Here is an 18,919-nt window from a genome sequence, read left to right as displayed (position 1 = left end):
GGCCGTATGCGGCTCGGACCGGCTGCGTCGATCCTGGTCGCGCGGACACCCCTGACGCCCTCGGGGACGGGGTGCCCCGCCGAGTGATCGTGCAGATCTATCACGCCGACAGGAGTGATCGTCCGATGGGAATGTGATCCACGCCACTGGAAGAACCGGATGAAAAGCACCAGGCGGAGCAAAGCATTCCGCCTTAGTGACAGCATCGTTATCCGGATTTGAGCGTCCGTTGAGCGGACGGGCGTGTTGAGGCAGGCGCCGTTACGGCGTCAGAGTGCCGACGAGGGTCTCCTGGAGCGCGCCGAGCCAGAGGTAGGCCATCACCATCGGCTTGCGGGGGTCGTCGTCCGGGAGCCGGTACAGCTCGTCGTTCTCGTCCTCGTCGGAGACCTCCAGGCGGGTGCCGATGGTCAGCCTGAGGTCGTTGAGCGCGCCGAGCCAGTGCAGCGAGTCCTCGGGCGACAGCCTGACCACCGCGGCTCCTGCGGACCGGGCCCGCTTTTTGCCACCGCCCCAGTGGCCGCCGCGGGTCGCACCGCCGGGCGCCGGTGCGGCGGCGGCCTCGTCCAGGGTCCGCACCATCGCCAGCGCGTCGTCGCGCTTGCGGGCGCGCAGATCGTTCTCGGTGAAGCGGCGGAACTCCGACGAGTAGTCCGCCTCCTTCTCGTCGTACGCGTCGGGGAAGAGCCGGGCCAGCGCCGGGTCGGCGGGCGCCTCGGTCGGGCCCTCGGCGAACAGCGCCGCCAGCGGGTCCTCGTCCTCGCCGTCGGCCGGCTCGTCTCCCGGTCCCACCAACTCGAGCAACTGGACGACGAGGGAGCGCAGGATGGAGATCTCGACCTCGTCCAGCGCGACGGCCGCGCCGCCGCCCTTCACCGGTTCGAACTGACCGGCCATCAGTTGCGGTCCTGGGTGAGTGTGGCCCAGAGGCCGTACCCGTGCATGGCCTGCACGTCGCGTTCCATCTCCTCGCGGCTGCCGCTGGACACCACGGCCCGGCCCTTCTGGTGCACGTCGAGCATCAGTTTGTGTGCTTTCCCCTTCGCATAGCCGAAGTACGCCCGGAAGACGTATTCGACGTAGCTCATCAGGTTGACCGGGTCATTGTGGACGAGCGTCACCCACGGGACGTCGGGCTCGGGGACGGCGAAGGTCTCCTCGGCCGATTCAGGACGTTCGATCTCTACGGGGGCGACACTCACGTACCCCATGCTGCCACCCGCGGAGTGGCGGCGCACACACCGGCCCATAGATCTCGTCACTCTGACGAGATAGGGGTAGCATCACTCATATGAACACTTCGGACCTTGGCCTGCCGGTAGATGTGCCGTCGACAGCGCTCTTCACCGACCAGTACGAGCTGACCATGCTCCAGGCCGCGCTGCGGGCCGGCAGCGCAGACCGGCGCTCGGTCTTCGAGGTCTTCACCCGGCGGCTGCCCGAGGGACGGCGGTACGGCGTCGTCGCCGGGACCGGACGCGTGCTGGACGCGGTGGAGAACTTCCGGTTCGACGAGACGCAGCTGCGGTTTCTGCACGAGCAGAAGATCGTGGACGAGCCGACGGCCGAATGGCTGACGTCCTACCGCTTCGGCGGCGACATCTGGGGCTACCCGGAGGGCGAGGTCTACTTCCCGGGCTCCCCCATCCTGCGGGTGGAGGGTTCGTTCGCCGAGTGCGTGCTGCTCGAGACGGTGATCCTCTCGATCCTCAACCACGACTCGGCCATCGCCGCCGCGGCCTCCCGGATGTCCACGGCGGCCGGCGAACGCCCGCTGATCGAGATGGGCGCACGCCGTACGCATGAACTGGCGGCGGTGGCGTCGTCCCGCGCCGCGTACGTCGGCGGCTTCTCCACGACCTCCGACCTGGCGGCCGGATTCCGCTACGGGATCCCCACCGTCGGCACCAGCGCGCACGCGTTCACCCTGCTGCACGACGACGAGCGGCAGGCGTTCACCGCGCAGGTCGAGTCGCTCGGGCGCGGCACCACCCTGCTGGTCGACACCTACGACGTGGCGGAGGCGGTCCGCGCCGCGGTCGAGATCGCCGGGCCGGAACTGGGCGCGGTCCGCATCGACTCGGGGGATCTGCTGTTGGTGGCGCACAAGGTGCGCAAGGAACTGGACACGCTGGGGGCGACCGACACCAAGATCGTGGTCACCTCCGACCTGGACGAGTACGCCATCGCCTCGCTCGCCGCCGCGCCGGTGGACGCGTACGGAGTGGGCACCCAGCTCGTCACCGGCAGCGGGCACCCCACCTGCTCGATGGTCTACAAGCTGGTGGCCCGCGCCACGTCGGCCGACCCGGCGACGCCGCTGCAGCCGGTGGCGAAGAAGTCGCTGGGCGCCAAGACCTCACGGGGCGGACGCAAGTGGGCCGCGCGCCGGACGGACGCGGACGGTGTCGCCGAGGCCGAGGTGATCGGCACGGGCCCGGTGCCGGCCGCCATGGCCGACCGGCAATTGCAGGTCCAGCTGGTCAAGGGCGGCTCGGTCATCGAGCGCGAGCCGCTGGACCGGGTGCGCGATCGGCACCTCGCGGTGCGCTCGACGCTGCCGATGTCGGCTCTTCAGCTTTCTCGGGGGGAGGCGGTCATCCCCACCGAGTACGCGTGAGCCACCACGGGCATACCACCGTTGTTATTGCTCTTACTGCTGTCACTCCTGCGACAGCTGCCAGTCTTGCGACAACCAGTCTTGCGACAGAGGGAATCCGTCATGCATCGCGCCTTGATCGTCGTTGATGTGCAGAACGACTTCTGCGAGGGCGGAAGCCTCGCCGTCGCCGGCGGGGCGGATGTCGCCGCCGCCATCACGGAACTGATCGGGCAGGCCCCCGCCTGCTACCGACACGTCGTGGCCACCCGCGACCACCACGTGGACCCCGGCAACCACTTCTCGGCCCACCCCGACTACGTCCGCTCCTGGCCGCCGCATTGTGTGGCGGGCACGGAGGGGGTCGGCTTCCACGCCAATTTCGCGCCGGTCGTCGCATCGGGGGCGATCGACGCGGTCTTCGACAAGGGGGCGTACGCGGCGGCCTACAGCGGCTTCGAGGGCGTCGACGAGAACGGCGCCGCCCTGGCCGACTGGTTGCGGGCGCGGGAGATCACCGCGGTCGACGTGGTCGGCATAGCCACCGACCACTGCGTACGGGCCACGGCGCTGGACGCGGTGGGGGCGGGGTTCGCGACCACCGTGCTGCTGGATCTTACGGCGGGGGTCGCCGCGGAGACGACGGGGCGGGCGCTGGATGAGATGCGGTCGGCGGGGGTGGAGTTGCGGGGCAAGCCGGTGGTGTGAGCGGGTGCGGCTTCTGAGGAGCTGCATTTTGCCGCACGGTGAGTGCCGAAGGCTGCGGCTACCGGAGTAGTGCTCCGATGGGGTGCCATAGTTCTGTGCGGTTCTGGGGGGTTGTGCGCCAGAGGAGGCCGTCCGGGTGGTGCAGGACGGCGGTGATCTCGTCGGGGGTCGGTGGGTGGGTGTTGCCGCGGAGGTAGACCGCGCGGAGGCCCAGATTCCGTAGGCGGGTCAGCGCGCGGGCGCGGTTCGCCGCGCGGACCAGGACGCGCACCTCGGTCAGCCGGTCCGGGCTCGGCAGGGTGAGTGCGACCACCACGCTACCGCTCGGAAGTCTGGTGAATCCGCCACCTGGCATACCGTTCATCTCCCCCATGAGACCTCGTGTCAATAAGAGCTGTGCAGACGCACCTAAACACGATCGGCCGCCGCCCGCTAGAGGGCGACGGCCGATCATGGCTTGACCTGCAGAGATGTGCGTCAGTGGTGCGAGGGGCCGACGTGGACCGTGATCGTCGAGCCGCTCAGCGGCTGCTGCAGGATCGTGATCCGGGTGTTGGTGTCAGTAACCTGGACGCTGCCGGTCTTGTTCTGCTCGTACCAGTACGTACCCTTGTGGTCGTCGAAGACCGGAACACCCAGCTGCGGGTGGATCCGCGTGGCGACGTCCGCGTTGTGCAGGGTGAACCCACTCGTCGGGTACCAGCTGAACGGCGCGTCGAAGGGCTGGATCTTGTTCCGCATGACCGTGCCGTCCGACCACTTCAGCGGCTTGGCGTGCGAGTCGATCGGCAGGATCTGGCCCTGGCCGGGGTGCGCGCTGACGTTGTTGTCGGGCTGCGAGGTGTCCCACTGCCAGATCATCAGGCCGCGCTGGTACGGGTAGTACTCCACCCAGTCCGGGCGGGTCTTCGAGAAGCCGAAGTTGTACGGGCCCGTCTTGAGCGTCTGGTCGAACGAGACGTACTGGCGGTTCTCCGCGATGTAGTACTGCGGGTAGTCCTTGGTGAAGGACTCGGCGATGCGCGAGAAGCCCGAAGCGGTCCAACCCGCGTCGTCCGTCTCGGCGTTGTCCGTGAAGAGCGGCGCGCCGTCGGCGTTCACCGAAATCGCGTCGGCCGCGAAGCCCTTGCCCGCCACACCGCCGTCGGACGCGTAGCGGAAGCGCAGCTGGATCTTCTTGCCCGCGTAGGCGTCGAGCGGGTACGAGAGGTTCTTGTACGCGGTGGACGAGCCGGTCAGCGCGGGCTTGTCGCCGCCGTCGCGCGGGATCTGCGCGCCGTCGGCCGTGCCGTCGATGGCGGTCCAGTCGGCGCCACCGTCCGTCGACACCTCGGTGTAGAGGTAGTCGTAGTCCTTCTCGATGTCCCACCAGCCGGAAAGGTCCAGTGAAGCCTTGGACTTACCGGTCAGGTCGACGGAACGGGTCAGGGTGTTGGAGAGGTTGTCACCCATCCCGCTCCACCACTGCTTGGTGCCCTCGGCCGGCTTGACGATGGTCGTGGTGACCGGCTTGTCCGGCAGCGAGACGACCAGCGCCTGCTTGTTCTTGGTGTTGTACTCCGAGACGCCCAGCTTGGTGGTCGACGACGTGGCGGCCTTGGCCTCGCCGTAGTTGAGCCAGCCCAGCTGGAGCTTGTCCCAGGCGGACAGGTCGCCCGGCATGTTGCCGATGGCGTTGTCACCGGTGCTCAGCCAGGAACCCGCCGACATCAGCGACCAGAAACCGACCGAGTTCTCAGCGGTGTTGGTGGTGTCGTACTCGTCGGGCAAGCCCAGGTCGTGGCCGTACTCGTGGGCGAAGACACCGAGACCGCCGTTCTCCGGCTGCATCGTGTAGTCGCCGACCCACATGCCGGTGTCGCCGATCGGGGTGCCGCCGGCCTCGTTGTCGGCCGGGCCGGTCTTGCCGGCGTCCGTGCCGTACACGTACGAGCGGTGCGCCCAGAGAGCGTCGGTGCCCTGCACGCCGCCGCCGGCCGACTCGTCCTCGCCGGCGTGCACGATCTGGAAGTGATCGATGTAGCCGTCGGGCTCGTTGAAGTTGCCGTCGCCGTCGTAGTCGTAGCGGTCCCACTGGTCGTAGGTGGCCAGCGTCGCCTTGATCTGGGCGTCGGTCTGGCCGGCGGCCTTCTGTGCCGCGACCCACGCGTTGACGCCGTCGCGCACCAGGTCACCGGCGCTGGCGCAGATGGTGGAGCCGCAGTAGTTGGACCCGTAGCGCGCCTCGTTGTACGGGACGGTGACCCAGTCGGAGACATCGCCCTCGACCGAGTAACGGCCCGACGAGTTCTTCTCGTAGAAGGTCTTCAGCGACTCGGTGCCCTTGCCGGTACCGAAGTACAGGTTCTGGAAGTGGTCGCGGTTGTAGTCGGCCTGCCAGGCGGTGCTGTTGTCCTTCTTGCGGTCCGGCTGGGCGATCTCGTTGTGCGCGGGGCCGGGCGTGCCGCCGTACTTCTTGACCGGCGGCTTCGGGCCGTCGGGGCCGTCCGGGTCGTACATCGTGGTGTCGTCGACCTTGGTGCCGAACTGCGCCAGGATCGTGAAGATCTTGTCGGTCTTCTCCCGGCCGAGCTCGACGTACTTCTTGTCGTCGAGGCGCACCACCTGCGAACCGTGCTTCGACTGGACCTTCTTGTGGCCCGCTATGACCTGCTCGAGCGCTGCCTGGTGCTGTTCGTCCTGCTGTCGGCTGAGGGCGCTCTGGATGTTGTCGTGCCCGCCCTTGATCCCGGTCCCGGGGTCCCGGCGATCGATCTTCTTGGCCGCCGGCGCCGTGGATGCCGTGGGCGCCTTGGTGTCGGCCTGGGCCGTGGCGTACGCCGCGGTGGTCGCCATGGTCGCGGCGATGGCCACGAGTACGGTGCCCGCGCGGGTCGTCGCCCGTCTCTTGATATTCACTTGGTGCTGTCCTCCCCGAACAAGTCGCAAGTGACGACATTCGATCGAAGGTGCGAGAGAAAAGACAGACCTTGACTTGGACACACCAATTGCACTATGCAGGGCGCGACTTCCGGTATCCGGACGGTCCTCGGACAGCTCCCGGACGGACTCCGGATCGGGGCGTCCCACCCTCCCCATCGACCTCACACGCAGTCAACGGGCGCGCCCGTCCCAGCACTTGGTCGGCGAAATGACTCCGTGCGCCCCCTGTGCATCGGCACCGTGGGTTAGGTCACGCTTACTATCGGTTCCGCTCGGGCATGCGTCGGATTAGAGTCTTTCGACGGCGTGCCGGTGCCGGGAGTGGTACCAGTCCGCTCTGTCGAATCGACCGCCCACTGCTGTCCCTAGGACGGATATCGCCATGCCGCGTCCGACTGCCGCACAGCTCGCCTATGGTTCGGCCACCGTCGTCTTCTCCACGCTGGCGATGCTGCTGCTCTCCCGTACCACTTCGGGCCTCGGCGTCGCCGTCATCGTCCTGGCGGCGTGGATCCTCGGGCTCCTGGTCGCCACGACCGTGCCCATGCCGAGGGCGGCACGCGCGGCGGAGGCCGGAGCTCAGGACGGCGCGGTTCAGGACGGCACGGGCCGGGCCGCCGTTTCCGTACCGGCGACCGCGCCGGCCGCCGTACGCGTGACGGCACCCACCGGCCGGGCGGACCGGGTCGGCGAGCACTCACTGCGGAGCTGACACCACCACCGTCTTGGCCGCCTTGTCGTGCAGGCCCTGTTTGTAGGGCCGGTCGAAGAAGCTCCAACCGCCGCAGATCGCGGTCCAGATGCAGGCGCAGCAGAAGACCGCGGGCAGCCACAGCACCAGAGCCCGTACGAACGCCGACTGCACGGTGGGTGTGGTGCCGTCGTTGAGATTCGCGGTGCGCAGCTTCAGCAGGCGTTTGCCGTAGGTCTGGCCGCTGCCCCGGGACATCATGAACGTGTCGTAGCCGACGTAGAGAATCGCCGCGAGCACGCTCTGGCCGACCTCCCGGCCGTACGCCACATTGTCGGTGGTGTAGTCGTACCGGAACCCGCCGAACGCCAGCGAGAGCAGCCAGACGAACACGGCGACGATCACGATGTCGACGATCCGGGCCAGCACCCGCTTACCGCTCGGCGCGAGCGGCGGCATCCCGGCGAGGGGATCGCTGCCGCCGTATCCGCCGCCGTAGGCGTTCGGGTCGTACGGCGGGGGCGGAGCGCCGTAGGGGCCGCCGGAGCCGCCGCCGGGCGGGGGTGGCGGCGGCTGAGGTCCTCCGCCGCCGTACGGGCCGCCACCGGGCGGCGTGGAGCCGTGCGGCGGGTTGTCGTACGGGTTGCCCGGCGGCGGCGGAACGTCGTCCCGCGGCTTCTTGCGGAACGGGTCGTCCTCGGGAGACGGGCCGGACGGAGGGGGATCGGTGCTCATGGCCCGAGTCGACCGCGCCGGGCAGAGCCCCGCATCCGGTCAAAGGCCGTACGAGTGACGACCCGTCAGCCGACCGCCACGAAGGTCCGCGCCGCCTTGTCGTGCCAGCACTGCCGCCATGGCCGGTCGAACAGGCACCAGAGCACATTGACCACACCGATGACCAGCAGGCTCAGCACGCCGTAGACCAGCCAGCGGGTCAGCGCGACGGTGAAGGTCGGCGGTTCATAGGTCTCCATTCCGCGCACCTGGATGCCGCACAGCTTCTTGCCCAGGGTGCGCCCCCACTTGGCGGTCGGCAGCGCTTCGTAGAGCAGCCCGAGCACCAGGAAGGCGCCGATGACGACGCCGAGGCAGCCGGCCGTCGTCCCGTCCAGCAGCCAGACCGTGACGGTGGTGCCGGACAGTTTGGCCTCGTCGATCTTGCTGCTGATGTGGTCCGCCGCCTTCGTCACGAACGGCACGGCCACCGCGCCGACGACCGCGCCCAGGAGAACGGCGTCGATCAGCCGCGCTGCCAGCCGTTTGCCGAAACTCGCGGGACGGGCGGACGCCTGGGCCCGAGCGGCCTGCAGGAAGGGGTCCTCGACCACCGGCTTCCAGGGCGGCAGCCCCTGCTCCTCGGACTCCGCACCGGGCCTGGCCAGCTGCTGCACCTGCTGCGGCCAGGAGGCGGCCCCGCCGCCCGGACCGGGGGTGGTCGGGGCGCCGAGCGCCTGAGGGCGCGCCTGCGAGGGCAGTTGCGGCTGCGGAGGCGCGGGCTGCGGCGCCTGTTGCCGGGCCTGCTGTTGGGCGGGGACCTGCGGCGGGGCGGTCTGCTGAGGCTGCGGTGGCTGGGGCTGCTGGGGCTGGGGCTGCTGGGGCTGGGGCTGGGGCTGGTGTTGCTGGGGTGACTGCTGCTGGGACTGCGGGCGCACGGCCCGGATGGACATCGTGCCGTCCGTCCTGCTCGTGCGGCCCGTTCCGCCCGGTCCCTGCGGACGCAGCGCGCGGAGCGCGACGGTGTCCGACGGCACGCCGGACTCCTTCCGGCCGGCCGGGAGCGCGGGCCTGCCCGGCTGCTGCCCGGTGGGCTGCTCCGCGGCGGGCGCTTCCGCCGGCGTGCGGGGGTCCGGGCTGCCCCAGGAGACCCGGCGGTCGCGCTCCCCACCGAAGCCGGCCTGGCGTGAGGCGTCGGCCTGCCAGGCGGACGAGGGCTCCTGGCGGTTGTCGTACTCCGGTTCCTCGTCGAAGAAGACCGGTCCGGTCTCCTCCACAGCGGGCACAACGGGCACAGCAGGGGCCGCAGCGGGCGCGATGCCGCGGGGCGGCACCGGCGTGGCCGGGTTGCCGTCCGCGGTGCCGTCCTCGGGGGCAGGGCGGCTCGTGCCGGGCACCCAGGAGCCACCGTTCCAGTACCGCACGTATCCGGGGATCGATGGGTCCGGGTAGTAGCCGGGTGTGGGGCTGCCGTCGCCGGTGGCCGGGGTGGGGGCGCTCATCTCCGTGGTCCCGTATCTCCTCGAGAGCCGCAATGCAGGGCTCCACATGTATCAGACCGCCGCACGACCACGGACCGGTCCTGCCGCATCGACCACTTTCCGGTCATCGGCACATCATCCTCGAAACCCGCGTCATAACTGCCGGGCAAGGTGCTCTCACCCTGTGCGGCCCGTCGTCGGGCCATCCTTACAAGGAGAGGAAGGGCACGCCATGCACACCGTGGTGGAACGTGAACTGGAGCTCATGCTGGTGCTGTCGCCGGAGCGCAGCATCCCGGTCCCCGCCCGGCTGACCTACCGCACGGAGGACCCCTACGCCGTGCACGTCAGCTTTCACATCTGCTCCGAGGCCCCGGTGAACTGGACGTTCGCCCGCGAGCTGCTCGTCGAGGGGGTGTTCCGGCCGTGCGGACACGGTGACGTCCGGATCTGGCCCACCAAGGTGGACGGCAGGAGCATCATCTGCATCGCGTTGACATCGCCGGACGGGAACGCGCTGCTGGAGGCGCCCGCCGCGCAGGTCTCCGCCTGGCTGGAGCGGACCCTGCGGGCGGTGCCACCGGGGTCGGAGGGCGACCGGCTCGGCCTCGAAGAAGGACTGACCGCGCTGCTCAGCCCGCTGCCTGCGGACGATCTCTGGCTGAGCGACCCGTGGCCGTCCGAGGAGTCCGCCGACGACGAGAGCCAGTGAACGGCCCGCGCGCCGGTGGCCGCGGTCAGAACAGCTTGCCGGGGTTGAGCAGACCCAGCGGGTCGAAGGCCTGCTTGACCCCGCGTTGCAGTTCCAGGCCGACCGGGCCGAGCTCACGCGCCAGCCACTCCTTCTTGAGCAGTCCGACGCCGTGTTCGCCGGTGATCGTGCCGCCGAGTTGCAGGCCGAGCGCCATGATCTCGTCGAAGGATTCACGGGCCCTGCGCGACTCGTCGGGGTTCTCCTGGTCGAAGCAGACCACCGGATGGGTGTTGCCGTCGCCCGCATGAGCGCAGACACCGATGGTCAGGCCGTACTTGTCGGCGATGGCCGACGTGCCGTCGAGCATCGCGCCGAGCTGGGAACGGGGCACACAGACGTCGTCGATCATGGTGGCCGGTTTGACCGTCTCGAGCGCGGTGAGGGACATCCGCCGGGCCTGCAGCAGGAGTTCGGACTCGGCTGCGTCCTCGGCGGGCACCACCTCGGTGGCCCCGGCCGCCGTGCAGAGCACCCCCACCGCTGCCAGGTCGGCCGCCGGGTCGGGGGTGTCGAAGGCGGCGAGCAGCAGGGCCTCGGTGGTCTCCGGGAGGCCCATGTTCGCCATCCTGTTGACCGCGTGGATGGTCGTACGGTCCATGAGTTCGAGGAGTGACGGCGTGTGGCCCCCCTCGATGATCCGGCAGATCGCGTCGCAGGCGTCCGTGGCGGAGGAGAACTCGGCGGCCAGCACCAGCTGCTGCGGCGGGGCCGGCTTCAGGGCGAGCACGGCCCGCACGACGATGCCGAGACTGCCCTCGGAGCCGACGAAGAGACGGGTCAGGTCGTAACCCGCGACTCCCTTGGCGGTGCGGCGGCCCGTGCTGAGCAGCCGGCCGTCGGCGAGCACCACATCGAGCCCCAGGACGTATTCGGCGGTCACCCCGTATTTCACGCAGCACAGGCCGCCGGCCGCCGTGCCGATGTTGCCGCCGATGGTGCACATCTCCCAGCTGGACGGGTCCGGCGGGTAGTACAGGCCCTGTTCGGCGACGGCGCGGGAAAGCACCGCGTTGACGACGCCCGGTTCGACGACCGCGATCCGGTCGACCGGGCTGATCTCCAGGATCCGGTCCATCTTGACCAGCGACAGCACGATGCAGCCGTCACTGGCGTTGGCGGCGCCGGAGAGCCCGGTGCGGGCGCCCTGCGGGACGACCGGAGTCCGGAGGGCGGTGGCGGTCCGCATCACATGCTGGACCTGCTCGACGGTGTGCGGCAGGACGACCACGGCCGGGGCGCCGGCCTCGCAGAAGCCGGCCATGTCGTGGGCGTACGAGGTCATCACGTCGGGGTCGGTGACCAGGGCTTCCGCGGGGAGCCCGGCGCGCAGCTGTTCGAGCAGATCGTTCATGATCCCAGCGTGACACCGGGGCGCTCCGCTGGGAAGGGGCGGAGCCGCCGGCGACCGGGACGGCGCCGGGGTCACCGGGCTTCGTAGGACAGCAGGGTGCCGAGCGGGCCGAGGTCCAGGTTGAGGTCCTCGCGGCGCAGCCCGTGCAGTGCGCAGAGTTCCGTCATCCGCTCGTCGAGAAGCATCAGCGTGGTCCCCACACGTTCCTCCTGCTCCTCGGTCAGCTCTCCGCTGTCGAACCGGCGGATCGCCTGCCGCTCCATCAGTTGTCTGAGCAGCTCGACGACGGTCAGTACCAGCGACGCCAGATCGCGGCCGACGCTGTGCGGGTCGAGGTCCAGCCGGGTGTCGGTCACAGGGGTCCTCCATCGGCCCAGGGCGCGGGAACGCGTTCGCTGACGGACGCGAGCAGGGCGTGCAGGGAGAGGCGGACCAGCGGTACCTCCGCGATGGCGATCACCAGGTCTCCGCTGATGACCACGCCGGTGCCGAGCACCCGGTCGAGCAGGTCGACCAGGGGAACGCCGATCGGCGCCGTGGCTTCCGGGCCCTGCCAGGGCACGGGGTCAGTGGTGCCCGGCACGTTCGTCTCCATCCGTGAAGGAGTACGGGGCCCAGGGCCCGGACACGTCGATCTCGACGTCGTCGAAGCCCGGGGCGCCGCGCAGCCGCCCGATCGTGGCGGCCGGCTCGTCGCTTCGGTCCCGGGCGATCAGATAGGCGGCGTTCATGATCTGGGTGCGGTCGTGGCCGGTCACCTCGGGGCCGTGCGGACGCCGGCGGACCGAGCCGGCCGCGATCTGCCGCACCGCGCTGTCCACCCGCTCGGCCGCGGCCAGTGCGTTCTCCCGCTGCCGCTCGCGCAGCTGTTGGCGGCCGCGCAGGCGGTTCAGGTACGCCCGTCCGGACGTCTCGGGCGGCGCCTGCGCGGGGGGCCGGTCCGGGTGGGTGAGCGGCCGGTCCGGGCGGGTGGGCGGTGCCGGGCGTGCGGGCTGTGTCAGGTAGACCTTGACGGCCCATTCGGCTCGCCCCGCGATGCGGTCGAGCACCGCACGGAACCGTTCCTGGTTCTCCGCGAGGGCGGCGGCGGCCCGCTCGTCGCCGCGGTAGAGCGTGGCCAGCGGGAGCGGCACCGCGGGGCCGCCCGCGGCAGCCGCGCTGACGACGTCGTGGTGGGTCCGCGCACAGCGTTCGAGTTCGGCCGCGTCGGCGAGCCGCTCCCGCAGCGCGGCCTCGGCGAAGGCTGCCGCCGGCACGTCCTGGACCACGGCCCGCAGCGAGCCGATCGGCAGGAAACGCAGCGGGCCGCCCTCCGGATGCCCGCCGGCCGAGCCGAGTGCCCGGGGATGGTCCGGCCCGCACACGGCGAAGACGTAGGTGGCTGGCGACACGGTCATCGGCGATGCAGTTCCCTTCCGCTGCCCGCTGCACGGCTGTCGTCGCCCTCCCAGGCCTCGATCCGTTCGCGCAGCCGCTGGTTCTCCTCGGACAGGGCGTTGTGCGCGGCGCGCGAGGAGAGGGCGGGGTCGGTCTCCCACCAGTCGATGCCTGCCTTCTTCGCGGTCTCCACGGACGAGATGAACAGCCGCAGCCGAATCGTCAGCAGTTCGATGTCCAGTAGATCGATCTTGATGTCGCCGGCGATGACGATGCCCTTGTCCAGCACCCGTTCCAGGATCTCGGCCAGGTTGACCGTGGAGGGAGGATGCGACGGGGCCGCCGAGCTCCAGCTGTCCAGTTCCGTCACGGTCCGCCTCCAGGTGCGATCGGCTTCCTTTCGAGCAGGTCCAGCAGCCGCTCTTCCTCACGTTCGAACTCCGCAAGGTCGATCTCACCGTCGTCCAGGGCGCGGTTCAGCGCCGCGAGCCGCGCGCGGATCACCCCGGGGTCGTAGAGCTCCGCCTCCGCCGCGTCGATGAGACGGTCGGACACCCAGACCACGCCGCGGACCGGCGCCAGCGGGAGGAGCAGCACGCTGGAGAGCAGCCCCATGTCAGGCCTTGGCCGGTACGCGTTCCGAGCCCACGAAGCTGTAACAGGGCAACGGCCCGGTCACCCGCAGTTCCAGCCGGTCCAGGTGGTCCGCGGCGAAGCGCTCGGCGACGGCACGGAAAGGCCCCTCGTCGCGCCGCCGGAGCAGGAACGAGGCATTCAGCACGCAGCCGTCCACGTCCGGGCCCGTTCGCATCTCTTCGGCGATCTCGGCGAATTCGGCGGGCAATCGGGCCGAAGCCACCCCGGCCCGACGCCGCAGGCCGACCGCTACGGCTTCGCCCAGCCGGACGTTGGCTTCGTAACCGGGGTGGCGACGGGTTTCCTCGCGCATCCTCCGCACCACCGGGTCCTCGCGGATCAGTGCCGCCAGATTGTCCTGCACCGGCGTGACCTTGACGTTCATCTCGATGCGGTCATCCAGCCGTTCCAGGACCGCGGCGTGCTCGTCAGCGCGCGCCGCGACATCGGCCAGCACCGTCGCCTCGTCCGGCGCGACCACGCCGAAACGCATGGGCAGCACCGGTCCGGCCTGGGCCAGCTTCAGCAGCACGTCCTGGTGCGCCATCAGGTCGCGGCGCCGGGCCCTGAGCCCCGGATGAGCCGCACTGACCACGACCGCCAGTTCCCCGGCCGGCAGCAGCCGGACCGTGGCCGGCGGCTCTCCGACGCCCCGGACCCCGGAGCCGAGCGGGTGGGCGCTGCCGACGATGCCGTACACGTAGACGCCTGAAGCGGTCATCGGTCAGCGCTCCTCTCGGTGACGGCGGGTGCGTTCGCTGTCGGTGCTTCGCGAACGGGATGCCTTGGCGCGGCGCGGGCGGGCTTCCTCCGCCGCGTCCTCGTCGTCATCGTCACCCGCTCCGACGGCCTTCTTCACCTTGTCGCCCACGGAACTCGCGGCCTTCTTGGCCCCGGCTTTCCGTACGCTGCTCATTCCGCCACCGAACAGCTCGGGCACGGTCCTGCTGGTCTCATCGTTTTCCAGATCGAGCCGGTTGCAGGCTTCGGCGAACCGCAGATAGGTGTCGACGCTGGCGACGACGATCCGTGCATCGATCTTCAGGATTTCGATGCCGACCAGCGATACGCGCACGAAGATGTCGATGACCATGCCGCGGTCGAGAATGAGTTCCAGGACGTCATAGAGGCTTCCGGCGCGCGGAACGCGGACAACCTCCTCGCTGTATGTGCTCAAGGGATGACCATCTCTCCGGATCGGCTCTGGTGGCGGGCGCTCATGTGTCCGCCTGACCGCGGCGGTAGCGGCGGACTCGGCGGTACTGGAGCAGGGCGCCGCCCTTGTCGAGATCCACTTCATATGTGGCGAGGAGGCTGGTCGTATCGGGAATGCGCGGGAGTTCCAGCACATCCACGTCGACGTGCCAGCCGTCGTCGGTCCGTGAGACGGCGGAGACGCCTTCAGCCCTGTGGTTGATCAACCTCTTCAGGGACTTGACAGCACGCTCCGCCGCCTCCTCCGCTCCTTTTACCTGCTGCTCCGGCATGTACGTCAGTCTGCTGACCGTGCGGTCGCCCCGCATGCGGTGATGGACCGAACGGGGGCCGCCCGTGAACCACACGAATGGCGGCTTGCCGAAGGCCGGAGGACATTGGATAGGGGGTGCGCACCGCAGTGCGGGAAGAGCACTCGCTGCGGCATTCCTTTGCCACTCGCAGACACATCTCCCTTTTTCTCTCTGGAGGATCTTCGATGGCCGCCACCGACTTCACCAGCAACGGCAACAGTCCGCTCGCCGCCAGAAGTGGCGAACGGGAAACACGCGGCACCACCACCATCGCCGACACCGTCGTCGCGACCATCGCGGGCATCGCGGTCCGCGAGACGCAGGGAATCTACGCCGTGGGCGGCAGCGCTTCGCGGGCGCTGGGCTCCGTGCGCGACAGGGTCGCCAAATCATCCGATCCGGGTCGGGGCGTCAAGGTCGAAGTCGGCGAGAAACAGGCCGCGATCGACCTGGACGTGATCGTCGAATACGGCGAGCCCATCGCGGACGCGGCAAAGGAGATACGCAGTCGGGTGACGGACGCCGTGGAGACGATGACGGGCCTGGAAGTCGTCGAGATCAACATCAGTGTGCTCGACGTCCATCTGCCCGGATCGGACGACGAGAGCGACGACGAGGGCAGCGGCGGCCGGAACGAGCGGGTCCGCTAAGGGGAGGCACGCATGGAGAACAGCAAAAAGGCCTCTGTCGCCGCGGCTGTGGCGGCGGGCTATGTCCTTGGCCGAACAAAGAAGGGGAAGCTGGCCCTCGGCCTCGCTTCCCTCGTAGCAGGACAGCAGTTGCCGCTCAATCCACGGGAACTCGTCACCCTCGGCGCCCGCAAGCTGGCAGAGAACCCCCAGGTGGCGCCGCTGATCAAGCAAGCACGGGGTGACGTACTGGATGCCGGGCGCGCAGCGCTGTCGGCGACAGCCAACCGTCGCCTCGAAGCCGTCGCCGACGCTCTCCAGCAGCGGACCGAGGCACTGCAGGAGCCTCCGGCCGACGAAGAGGAGAGAGACGACGAGGAGGAGGGCGAAGAGCCGGAGCAGGAAGAGCCGGAGCACGAAGACGAAGACGAAGACGACGAAGAGGAGGGGGAGGAAGAGGAAGAAGAGGAAGAAGAGGAACGTCCTCGCCGTCGTCCGGCGAAGCGTCCGGCGGCGAAGAAGGCACCCGCACCCGCCAAAAAGACCGCCGCCAAGAAGCCCCCGCCGAAAAAGGCCGCTGCGAAGAAGGCCAGTCCGAAGAAGTCCGCTACGAAAAAGTCCGCTGCGAAAAAGTCCGCGAACCGCAACAGCCGTAGGAGGTAGCTCTCATGGCCAAGCAGGAGGACGACCCCACGGACAAGAGTGCGTCCGGCCTGGATCAGGTCAAGGAGCAACTGTCCGCCTACGTCGGGGCCCAGGGGCAGCGGCTGCTGGATTCCGCCGGGGGGAAGCTCAACGAACTCGCCCAGGGCCTCGGTGACTCAGCCGAAGACGACGGAGACGGGGGCGGCGGCCTCCTGGACGTCGGAAAGCGGGTCATCGGGGGTGAGAACCCGGTCAAGGCATTCGTCGGCGAGAAGGCCGGCGCGATGAAGGACAAGGCCGTGGATTCGGTCAAGAACGCGTTCGGCGGCGGGGGCGGGAAATCCGGGAGCCCCAAGGTGACCAACATCGTGGAGTTCATCGACGTGGGCAAACCCCTGCGTACGGTGTACGACCGATGGACCGAGATCGAGGAGTTCAACTCCTTCACCAAGGGCGTCACCAGCGTCTCCAAGTCGGACGAGATCGAGAGTGACTGGAAACTCAAAATCGCCTTCTCCAACCGCAGTTGGAAGGCCACAGTGCAGGAGCAGGTCCCCGACGACCGCATCGTCTGGACCTCCGAGGGCGGTAAGGGAACGACCCACGGCGCCATCACCTTTCACGAACTGGCCCCGAGCCTGACCCGTGTCATCGCCGTCGTCGAGTACACCCCGTCCGGATTCTTCGAGAAGACCGGCAACATCTGGCGTGCGCAGGGACGCCGGCTGCGGTTGGACCTGAAGCACTTCCAGCGGCACGCCACCCTCACCGACGACGAGGACGTCGAAGGCTGGCGCGGCGAAATCCGTGACGGCGAAGTCGTCCGGAGCCACGAAGACGCCATCGAGGACGACGAGCGGGACGACGAAGAACCGGACGAGGAGCAGGAAGAGGAGCCGGACGAGGAGCCGGAAGACGACGAGGAGCAGGACGAAGACGAGGACGAGGACGAGGAAGAAGAGGAGGACGACGAGGACGAAGAGGAAGAGGACGAAGAGGACGAGGAGTGACCCGAGCAGCAGGCCCTGTTCCCGGCGCTTGGGGAGCCGGGAACAGGGCCGGTGGACGCCACCCGATAATGACTGGGTGCGGCGCGACTACAGGTTTCCGCGCCGCTCCTGCTCCCGCTCGATCGCCTCGAACAGTGCCTTGAAGTTCCCCTTGCCGAATCCCATCGACCCGTGCCGCTCGATCATCTCGAAGAAGACCGTCGGCCGGTCCTGCACCGGCTTGGTGAAGATCTGCAGCAGGTAACCGTCCTCGTCGCGGTCGACGAGGATCTTCTCCTGGCGCAGCGTCTCGACGGGGACGCGGGTTTCGCCCGCCCACTCGCCCAGCGTGTCGTAGTACGAGTCGGGGGTGTCCAGGAACTGCACGCCGGCCGCCCGCATGGCACGTACCGAGGCGACGATGTCGTTGGTGGCCAGGGCGATGTGCTGGACGCCCGCACCGCCGTAGAACTCCAGGTACTCGTCGATCTGCGACTTCTTCTTCGCGACCGCGGGCTCGTTGATCGGGAACTTCACCTTGAGGGTGCCGTCGGCGACGACCTTGGACATCAGGGCGGAGTACTCGGTGGCGATGTCGTCGCCGACGAACTCCTTCATGTTGGTGAAGCCCATGACGTTGTTGTAGAACGCCACCCACTCGTTCATTTTGCCGAGTTCCACGTTGCCGACGCAGTGGTCGATGGCCTGGAAGGTGCGGCGGGCGGGCGGCTCGACGATCGGGTCGGCGGCGACGAAGCCCGGCAGGTACGGGCCGTCGTAACCGGCACGTTCCACCAGGGTGTGGCGGGTCGTGCCGTAGGTGGCGATGGCGGCCAGCACGACCGTGCCGTGGTCGTCCTTGAGCTCGTAGGGCTCCTGCAGGCCGGTGGCTCCGTGCGCGGTGGCGTAGGCGTAGGCGGCGCGGGCGTCGGGGACCTCGATGGCGAGGTCGACGATGCCGTCGCCGTGCTCGGCGACATGGCCGGCCAGGAAGCGGCCCTGGTCGGTCGTGGGCTTGATGACGGAGGTGAACACGAAACGGGCCGAGCCGCTCGTCATGACGTAACTCGCGGTCTCGCGGCTGCCGTTCTCCGGTCCGGAGTAGGCGACGAGCTTCATACCGAAGGCGGTCGCGTAGTAGTGCGCGGCCTGCTTGGCGTTGCCCACGGCGAAGACGACCGCGTCCATTCCCTTGACCGGGAAGGGGTCGGCCTCGCGCGCGGTTTCGGGGGTGTGCTGGGTGGTCTCAGTCATGAGAGCAGCGTCACCCCACATCGCAAGGTGCGCAACAGTTGGCGATTATGCTGGGCAATCTGCCCAGCCACCGACCCGGACGGCCGGTAGATCTGTACAGGGTGACCACCTTCGTAGCCATCGGGAGCGGCCATGGGCATCGACGAACTCGACGGGCGGCTGATCGTGCTGCTGGCGCGCGAGCCGCGGATCGGCGTGTTGGAGGCGTCCCGGCGGCTCGGCGTGGCCCGTGGGACCGTGCAGGCCCGGCTGGACCGGCTCCAGTCCCATGGCGTCATCCGCGGGTTCGGACCGGACGTCGACCCTGCCGCACTCGGGTATCCGGTGACGGCGTTCGCCACCCTGGAGATCAAGCAGGGCCAGGGAGCGGACGTCCGGTCGCACCTGACCTCGGTGCCCGAGGTACTGGAACTGCACACCACGACGGGACACGGCGACATGCTGTGCCGTCTGGTGGCCAGGTCCAACGCCGATCTCCAGCGCGTGATCGACCTGGTGGTGGGTTTCGACGGCATCGTCCGCGCCTCCACGGCGATCGTCATGGAGAACGCGGTCCCGCTGCGGATCATCCCGCTGGTCGAGCAGGCGAGCCGGGGCGGCGGTCTCTGACGTCGCGCCGCCGACCGTGGACGCCGACCGTCGAGGCCGAACGTTGACGGGG

The 18,919-nt window shown here is 69.1% G+C and carries 24 protein-coding genes; 8 read left to right on the top strand and 16 right to left on the bottom strand.

Annotation, left to right across the window (positions count from 1 at the left end):
* Nucleotides 1-261: 261 nt before the first annotated feature.
* Both AB0436_RS13850 and clpS read right to left on the bottom strand, forming a co-directional pair.
* Entirely contained in the window at nucleotides 262-897 is a 636-nt protein-coding gene (locus AB0436_RS13850) for a DUF2017 domain-containing protein (RefSeq protein WP_366468063.1), read from the bottom strand.
* Nucleotides 897-1,211 (bottom strand): ATP-dependent Clp protease adapter ClpS, encoded by a 315-nt coding sequence (gene clpS / locus AB0436_RS13845; RefSeq protein WP_366468062.1) that lies wholly within the window; start codon nucleotides 1,209-1,211, stop codon nucleotides 897-899. Before clpS ends, AB0436_RS13850 begins: the two co-directional genes overlap by 1 nt.
* A gap of 80 nt (nucleotides 1,212-1,291) precedes the next feature.
* Between clpS and AB0436_RS13840 the strand changes: the two genes are divergently transcribed.
* Together AB0436_RS13840 and AB0436_RS13835 are read left to right on the top strand one after the other, a co-directional pair.
* The gene (locus AB0436_RS13840) at nucleotides 1,292-2,620 is read left to right on the top strand and encodes a nicotinate phosphoribosyltransferase (protein ID WP_366468061.1); all 1,329 of its coding nucleotides are present in this window, start codon (nucleotides 1,292-1,294) and stop codon (nucleotides 2,618-2,620) included.
* A gap of 102 nt (nucleotides 2,621-2,722) precedes the next feature.
* A complete protein-coding gene (locus AB0436_RS13835) occupies nucleotides 2,723-3,307 on the top strand; it encodes an isochorismatase family protein (protein WP_366468060.1) in 585 nt (194 codons plus the stop codon).
* Between the two features lie 58 nt (nucleotides 3,308-3,365).
* On the opposite strand, the gene AB0436_RS13830 is transcribed toward AB0436_RS13835, so the two are convergent.
* Both AB0436_RS13830 and AB0436_RS13825 read right to left on the bottom strand, forming a co-directional pair.
* Nucleotides 3,366-3,662, bottom strand: coding sequence for a hypothetical protein (locus AB0436_RS13830; RefSeq protein WP_366468311.1), 297 nt, complete (start codon nucleotides 3,660-3,662; stop codon nucleotides 3,366-3,368).
* A 122-nt stretch (nucleotides 3,663-3,784) separates the two neighbouring features.
* The gene (locus AB0436_RS13825) at nucleotides 3,785-6,142 is read right to left on the bottom strand and encodes an immune inhibitor A domain-containing protein (protein ID WP_366468310.1); all 2,358 of its coding nucleotides are present in this window, start codon (nucleotides 6,140-6,142) and stop codon (nucleotides 3,785-3,787) included.
* A gap of 469 nt (nucleotides 6,143-6,611) precedes the next feature.
* Here AB0436_RS13825 and AB0436_RS13820 point away from each other — a divergent pair, with 469 nt between their 5' ends.
* A complete protein-coding gene (locus AB0436_RS13820; RefSeq protein WP_366468059.1) occupies nucleotides 6,612-6,941 on the top strand; it encodes a hypothetical protein in 330 nt (109 codons plus the stop codon).
* On the opposite strand, the gene AB0436_RS13815 is transcribed toward AB0436_RS13820, so the two are convergent.
* Nucleotides 6,927-7,655, bottom strand: a complete 729-nt coding sequence (locus AB0436_RS13815; protein ID WP_366468058.1) for an RDD family protein — start codon at nucleotides 7,653-7,655, stop codon at nucleotides 6,927-6,929. The two genes, AB0436_RS13820 and AB0436_RS13815, sit on opposite strands and share 15 nt — an antisense overlap.
* A 65-nt stretch (nucleotides 7,656-7,720) precedes the next feature.
* On the bottom strand, nucleotides 7,721-9,136 hold the full coding sequence (locus AB0436_RS13810; protein WP_366468057.1) for an RDD family protein: 1,416 nt from the start codon (nucleotides 9,134-9,136) through the stop codon (nucleotides 7,721-7,723).
* Nucleotides 9,137-9,347: 211 nt separating this feature from the next.
* On the opposite strand from AB0436_RS13810, the gene AB0436_RS13805 reads away from it, so the two are divergent.
* On the top strand, nucleotides 9,348-9,827 hold the full coding sequence (locus tag AB0436_RS13805) for an SsgA family sporulation/cell division regulator (protein WP_366468055.1): 480 nt from the start codon (nucleotides 9,348-9,350) through the stop codon (nucleotides 9,825-9,827).
* Between the two features lie 25 nt (nucleotides 9,828-9,852).
* Here AB0436_RS13805 and AB0436_RS13800 read toward each other — a convergent pair whose 3' ends face one another.
* The 9 genes from AB0436_RS13800 to AB0436_RS13760 all read right to left on the bottom strand — a co-directional run bounded on the left by AB0436_RS13800 (nucleotide 9,853) and on the right by AB0436_RS13760 (nucleotide 14,720).
* Nucleotides 9,853-11,220: an FAD-linked oxidase C-terminal domain-containing protein gene (locus tag AB0436_RS13800; RefSeq protein ID WP_366468054.1), complete on the bottom strand. Its 1,368-nt coding sequence runs from the start codon at nucleotides 11,218-11,220 to the stop codon at nucleotides 9,853-9,855.
* A 71-nt stretch (nucleotides 11,221-11,291) separates the two neighbouring features.
* Nucleotides 11,292-11,576 carry a gas vesicle protein K gene (locus tag AB0436_RS13795; protein WP_366468053.1) on the bottom strand — a complete coding sequence of 95 codons (285 nt, stop codon included), beginning with the start codon at nucleotides 11,574-11,576 and terminating at the stop codon, nucleotides 11,292-11,294.
* Nucleotides 11,573-11,803, bottom strand: a complete 231-nt coding sequence (locus AB0436_RS13790) for a gas vesicle protein (RefSeq protein ID WP_366468052.1) — start codon at nucleotides 11,801-11,803, stop codon at nucleotides 11,573-11,575. Before AB0436_RS13790 ends, AB0436_RS13795 begins: the two co-directional genes overlap by 4 nt.
* Nucleotides 11,787-12,617, bottom strand: a complete 831-nt coding sequence (locus tag AB0436_RS13785; RefSeq protein ID WP_366468051.1) for a GvpL/GvpF family gas vesicle protein — start codon at nucleotides 12,615-12,617, stop codon at nucleotides 11,787-11,789. The genes AB0436_RS13790 and AB0436_RS13785 overlap by 17 nt, the downstream gene beginning before the upstream one ends.
* On the bottom strand, nucleotides 12,614-12,967 hold the full coding sequence (locus AB0436_RS13780) for a gas vesicle protein (protein WP_366468050.1): 354 nt from the start codon (nucleotides 12,965-12,967) through the stop codon (nucleotides 12,614-12,616). Before AB0436_RS13780 ends, AB0436_RS13785 begins: the two co-directional genes overlap by 4 nt.
* Entirely contained in the window at nucleotides 12,964-13,212 is a 249-nt protein-coding gene (locus AB0436_RS13775) for a gas vesicle protein GvpG (RefSeq protein ID WP_366468049.1), read from the bottom strand. The genes AB0436_RS13780 and AB0436_RS13775 overlap by 4 nt, the downstream gene beginning before the upstream one ends.
* A 1-nt stretch (nucleotide 13,213) precedes the next feature.
* Nucleotides 13,214-13,954: a GvpL/GvpF family gas vesicle protein gene (locus AB0436_RS13770; protein ID WP_366468048.1), complete on the bottom strand. Its 741-nt coding sequence runs from the start codon at nucleotides 13,952-13,954 to the stop codon at nucleotides 13,214-13,216.
* Between the two features lie 3 nt (nucleotides 13,955-13,957).
* Nucleotides 13,958-14,410, bottom strand: a complete 453-nt coding sequence (locus tag AB0436_RS13765; protein ID WP_366468047.1) for a gas vesicle structural protein GvpA — start codon at nucleotides 14,408-14,410, stop codon at nucleotides 13,958-13,960.
* Between the two features lie 40 nt (nucleotides 14,411-14,450).
* A complete protein-coding gene (locus tag AB0436_RS13760; protein WP_365850800.1) occupies nucleotides 14,451-14,720 on the bottom strand; it encodes a gas vesicle protein in 270 nt (89 codons plus the stop codon).
* Between the two features lie 206 nt (nucleotides 14,721-14,926).
* Here AB0436_RS13760 and AB0436_RS13755 point away from each other — a divergent pair, with 206 nt between their 5' ends.
* Genes AB0436_RS13755 through AB0436_RS13745 form a run of 3 tightly spaced genes read left to right on the top strand, consistent with a single transcriptional unit; the run spans nucleotide 14,927 to nucleotide 17,025 of the window.
* Entirely contained in the window at nucleotides 14,927-15,391 is a 465-nt protein-coding gene (locus AB0436_RS13755) for an Asp23/Gls24 family envelope stress response protein (RefSeq protein ID WP_366468046.1), read from the top strand.
* Nucleotides 15,392-15,403: 12 nt separating this feature from the next.
* Nucleotides 15,404-16,033 carry a hypothetical protein gene (locus tag AB0436_RS13750; RefSeq protein ID WP_366468045.1) on the top strand — a complete coding sequence of 210 codons (630 nt, stop codon included), beginning with the start codon at nucleotides 15,404-15,406 and terminating at the stop codon, nucleotides 16,031-16,033.
* A gap of 5 nt (nucleotides 16,034-16,038) precedes the next feature.
* The gene (locus AB0436_RS13745; protein ID WP_366468044.1) at nucleotides 16,039-17,025 is read left to right on the top strand and encodes an SRPBCC family protein; all 987 of its coding nucleotides are present in this window, start codon (nucleotides 16,039-16,041) and stop codon (nucleotides 17,023-17,025) included.
* A gap of 87 nt (nucleotides 17,026-17,112) precedes the next feature.
* On the opposite strand, the gene hppD is transcribed toward AB0436_RS13745, so the two are convergent.
* On the bottom strand, nucleotides 17,113-18,258 hold the full coding sequence (gene hppD / locus AB0436_RS13740; protein ID WP_366468043.1) for a 4-hydroxyphenylpyruvate dioxygenase: 1,146 nt from the start codon (nucleotides 18,256-18,258) through the stop codon (nucleotides 17,113-17,115).
* Nucleotides 18,259-18,390: 132 nt separating this feature from the next.
* Between hppD and AB0436_RS13735 the strand changes: the two genes are divergently transcribed.
* The gene (locus tag AB0436_RS13735; RefSeq protein WP_366468042.1) at nucleotides 18,391-18,867 is read left to right on the top strand and encodes an Lrp/AsnC family transcriptional regulator; all 477 of its coding nucleotides are present in this window, start codon (nucleotides 18,391-18,393) and stop codon (nucleotides 18,865-18,867) included.
* Nucleotides 18,868-18,919 lie beyond the last annotated feature (52 nt).

Origin of the sequence: Streptomyces sp. NPDC051322, assembly GCF_040689485.1 — a bacterium.
In the GTDB taxonomy this organism is placed as follows: Bacteria; Actinomycetota; Actinomycetes; order Streptomycetales; family Streptomycetaceae; genus Streptomyces.
This window is presented reverse-complemented; position numbering and strand designations above follow the sequence as displayed.

Coding starts and splice junctions, on each gene's coding strand:
- AB0436_RS13850 (WP_366468063.1), bottom strand. CDS start 897: ATGGCCGGTCAGTTCGAACCGGTGAAGGGCGGCGGCGCGGCCGTCGCG.
- clpS (WP_366468062.1), bottom strand. CDS start 1,211: ATGGGGTACGTGAGTGTCGCCCCCGTAGAGATCGAACGTCCTGAATCG.
- AB0436_RS13840 (WP_366468061.1), top strand. CDS start 1,292: ATGAACACTTCGGACCTTGGCCTGCCGGTAGATGTGCCGTCGACAGCG.
- AB0436_RS13835 (WP_366468060.1), top strand. CDS start 2,723: ATGCATCGCGCCTTGATCGTCGTTGATGTGCAGAACGACTTCTGCGAG.
- AB0436_RS13830 (WP_366468311.1), bottom strand. CDS start 3,662: ATGCCAGGTGGCGGATTCACCAGACTTCCGAGCGGTAGCGTGGTGGTC.
- AB0436_RS13825 (WP_366468310.1), bottom strand. CDS start 6,142: ATGGCGACCACCGCGGCGTACGCCACGGCCCAGGCCGACACCAAGGCG.
- AB0436_RS13820 (WP_366468059.1), top strand. CDS start 6,612: ATGCCGCGTCCGACTGCCGCACAGCTCGCCTATGGTTCGGCCACCGTC.
- AB0436_RS13815 (WP_366468058.1), bottom strand. CDS start 7,655: ATGAGCACCGATCCCCCTCCGTCCGGCCCGTCTCCCGAGGACGACCCG.
- AB0436_RS13810 (WP_366468057.1), bottom strand. CDS start 9,136: ATGAGCGCCCCCACCCCGGCCACCGGCGACGGCAGCCCCACACCCGGC.
- AB0436_RS13805 (WP_366468055.1), top strand. CDS start 9,348: ATGCACACCGTGGTGGAACGTGAACTGGAGCTCATGCTGGTGCTGTCG.
- AB0436_RS13800 (WP_366468054.1), bottom strand. CDS start 11,220: ATGAACGATCTGCTCGAACAGCTGCGCGCCGGGCTCCCCGCGGAAGCC.
- AB0436_RS13785 (WP_366468051.1), bottom strand. CDS start 12,617: ATGACCGTGTCGCCAGCCACCTACGTCTTCGCCGTGTGCGGGCCGGAC.
- AB0436_RS13775 (WP_366468049.1), bottom strand. CDS start 13,212: ATGGGGCTGCTCTCCAGCGTGCTGCTCCTCCCGCTGGCGCCGGTCCGC.
- AB0436_RS13770 (WP_366468048.1), bottom strand. CDS start 13,954: ATGACCGCTTCAGGCGTCTACGTGTACGGCATCGTCGGCAGCGCCCAC.
- AB0436_RS13760 (WP_365850800.1), bottom strand. CDS start 14,720: ATGCCGGAGCAGCAGGTAAAAGGAGCGGAGGAGGCGGCGGAGCGTGCT.
- AB0436_RS13755 (WP_366468046.1), top strand. CDS start 14,927: ATGGCCGCCACCGACTTCACCAGCAACGGCAACAGTCCGCTCGCCGCC.
- AB0436_RS13750 (WP_366468045.1), top strand. CDS start 15,404: ATGGAGAACAGCAAAAAGGCCTCTGTCGCCGCGGCTGTGGCGGCGGGC.
- AB0436_RS13745 (WP_366468044.1), top strand. CDS start 16,039: ATGGCCAAGCAGGAGGACGACCCCACGGACAAGAGTGCGTCCGGCCTG.
- hppD (WP_366468043.1), bottom strand. CDS start 18,258: ATGACTGAGACCACCCAGCACACCCCCGAAACCGCGCGCGAGGCCGAC.
- AB0436_RS13735 (WP_366468042.1), top strand. CDS start 18,391: ATGGGCATCGACGAACTCGACGGGCGGCTGATCGTGCTGCTGGCGCGC.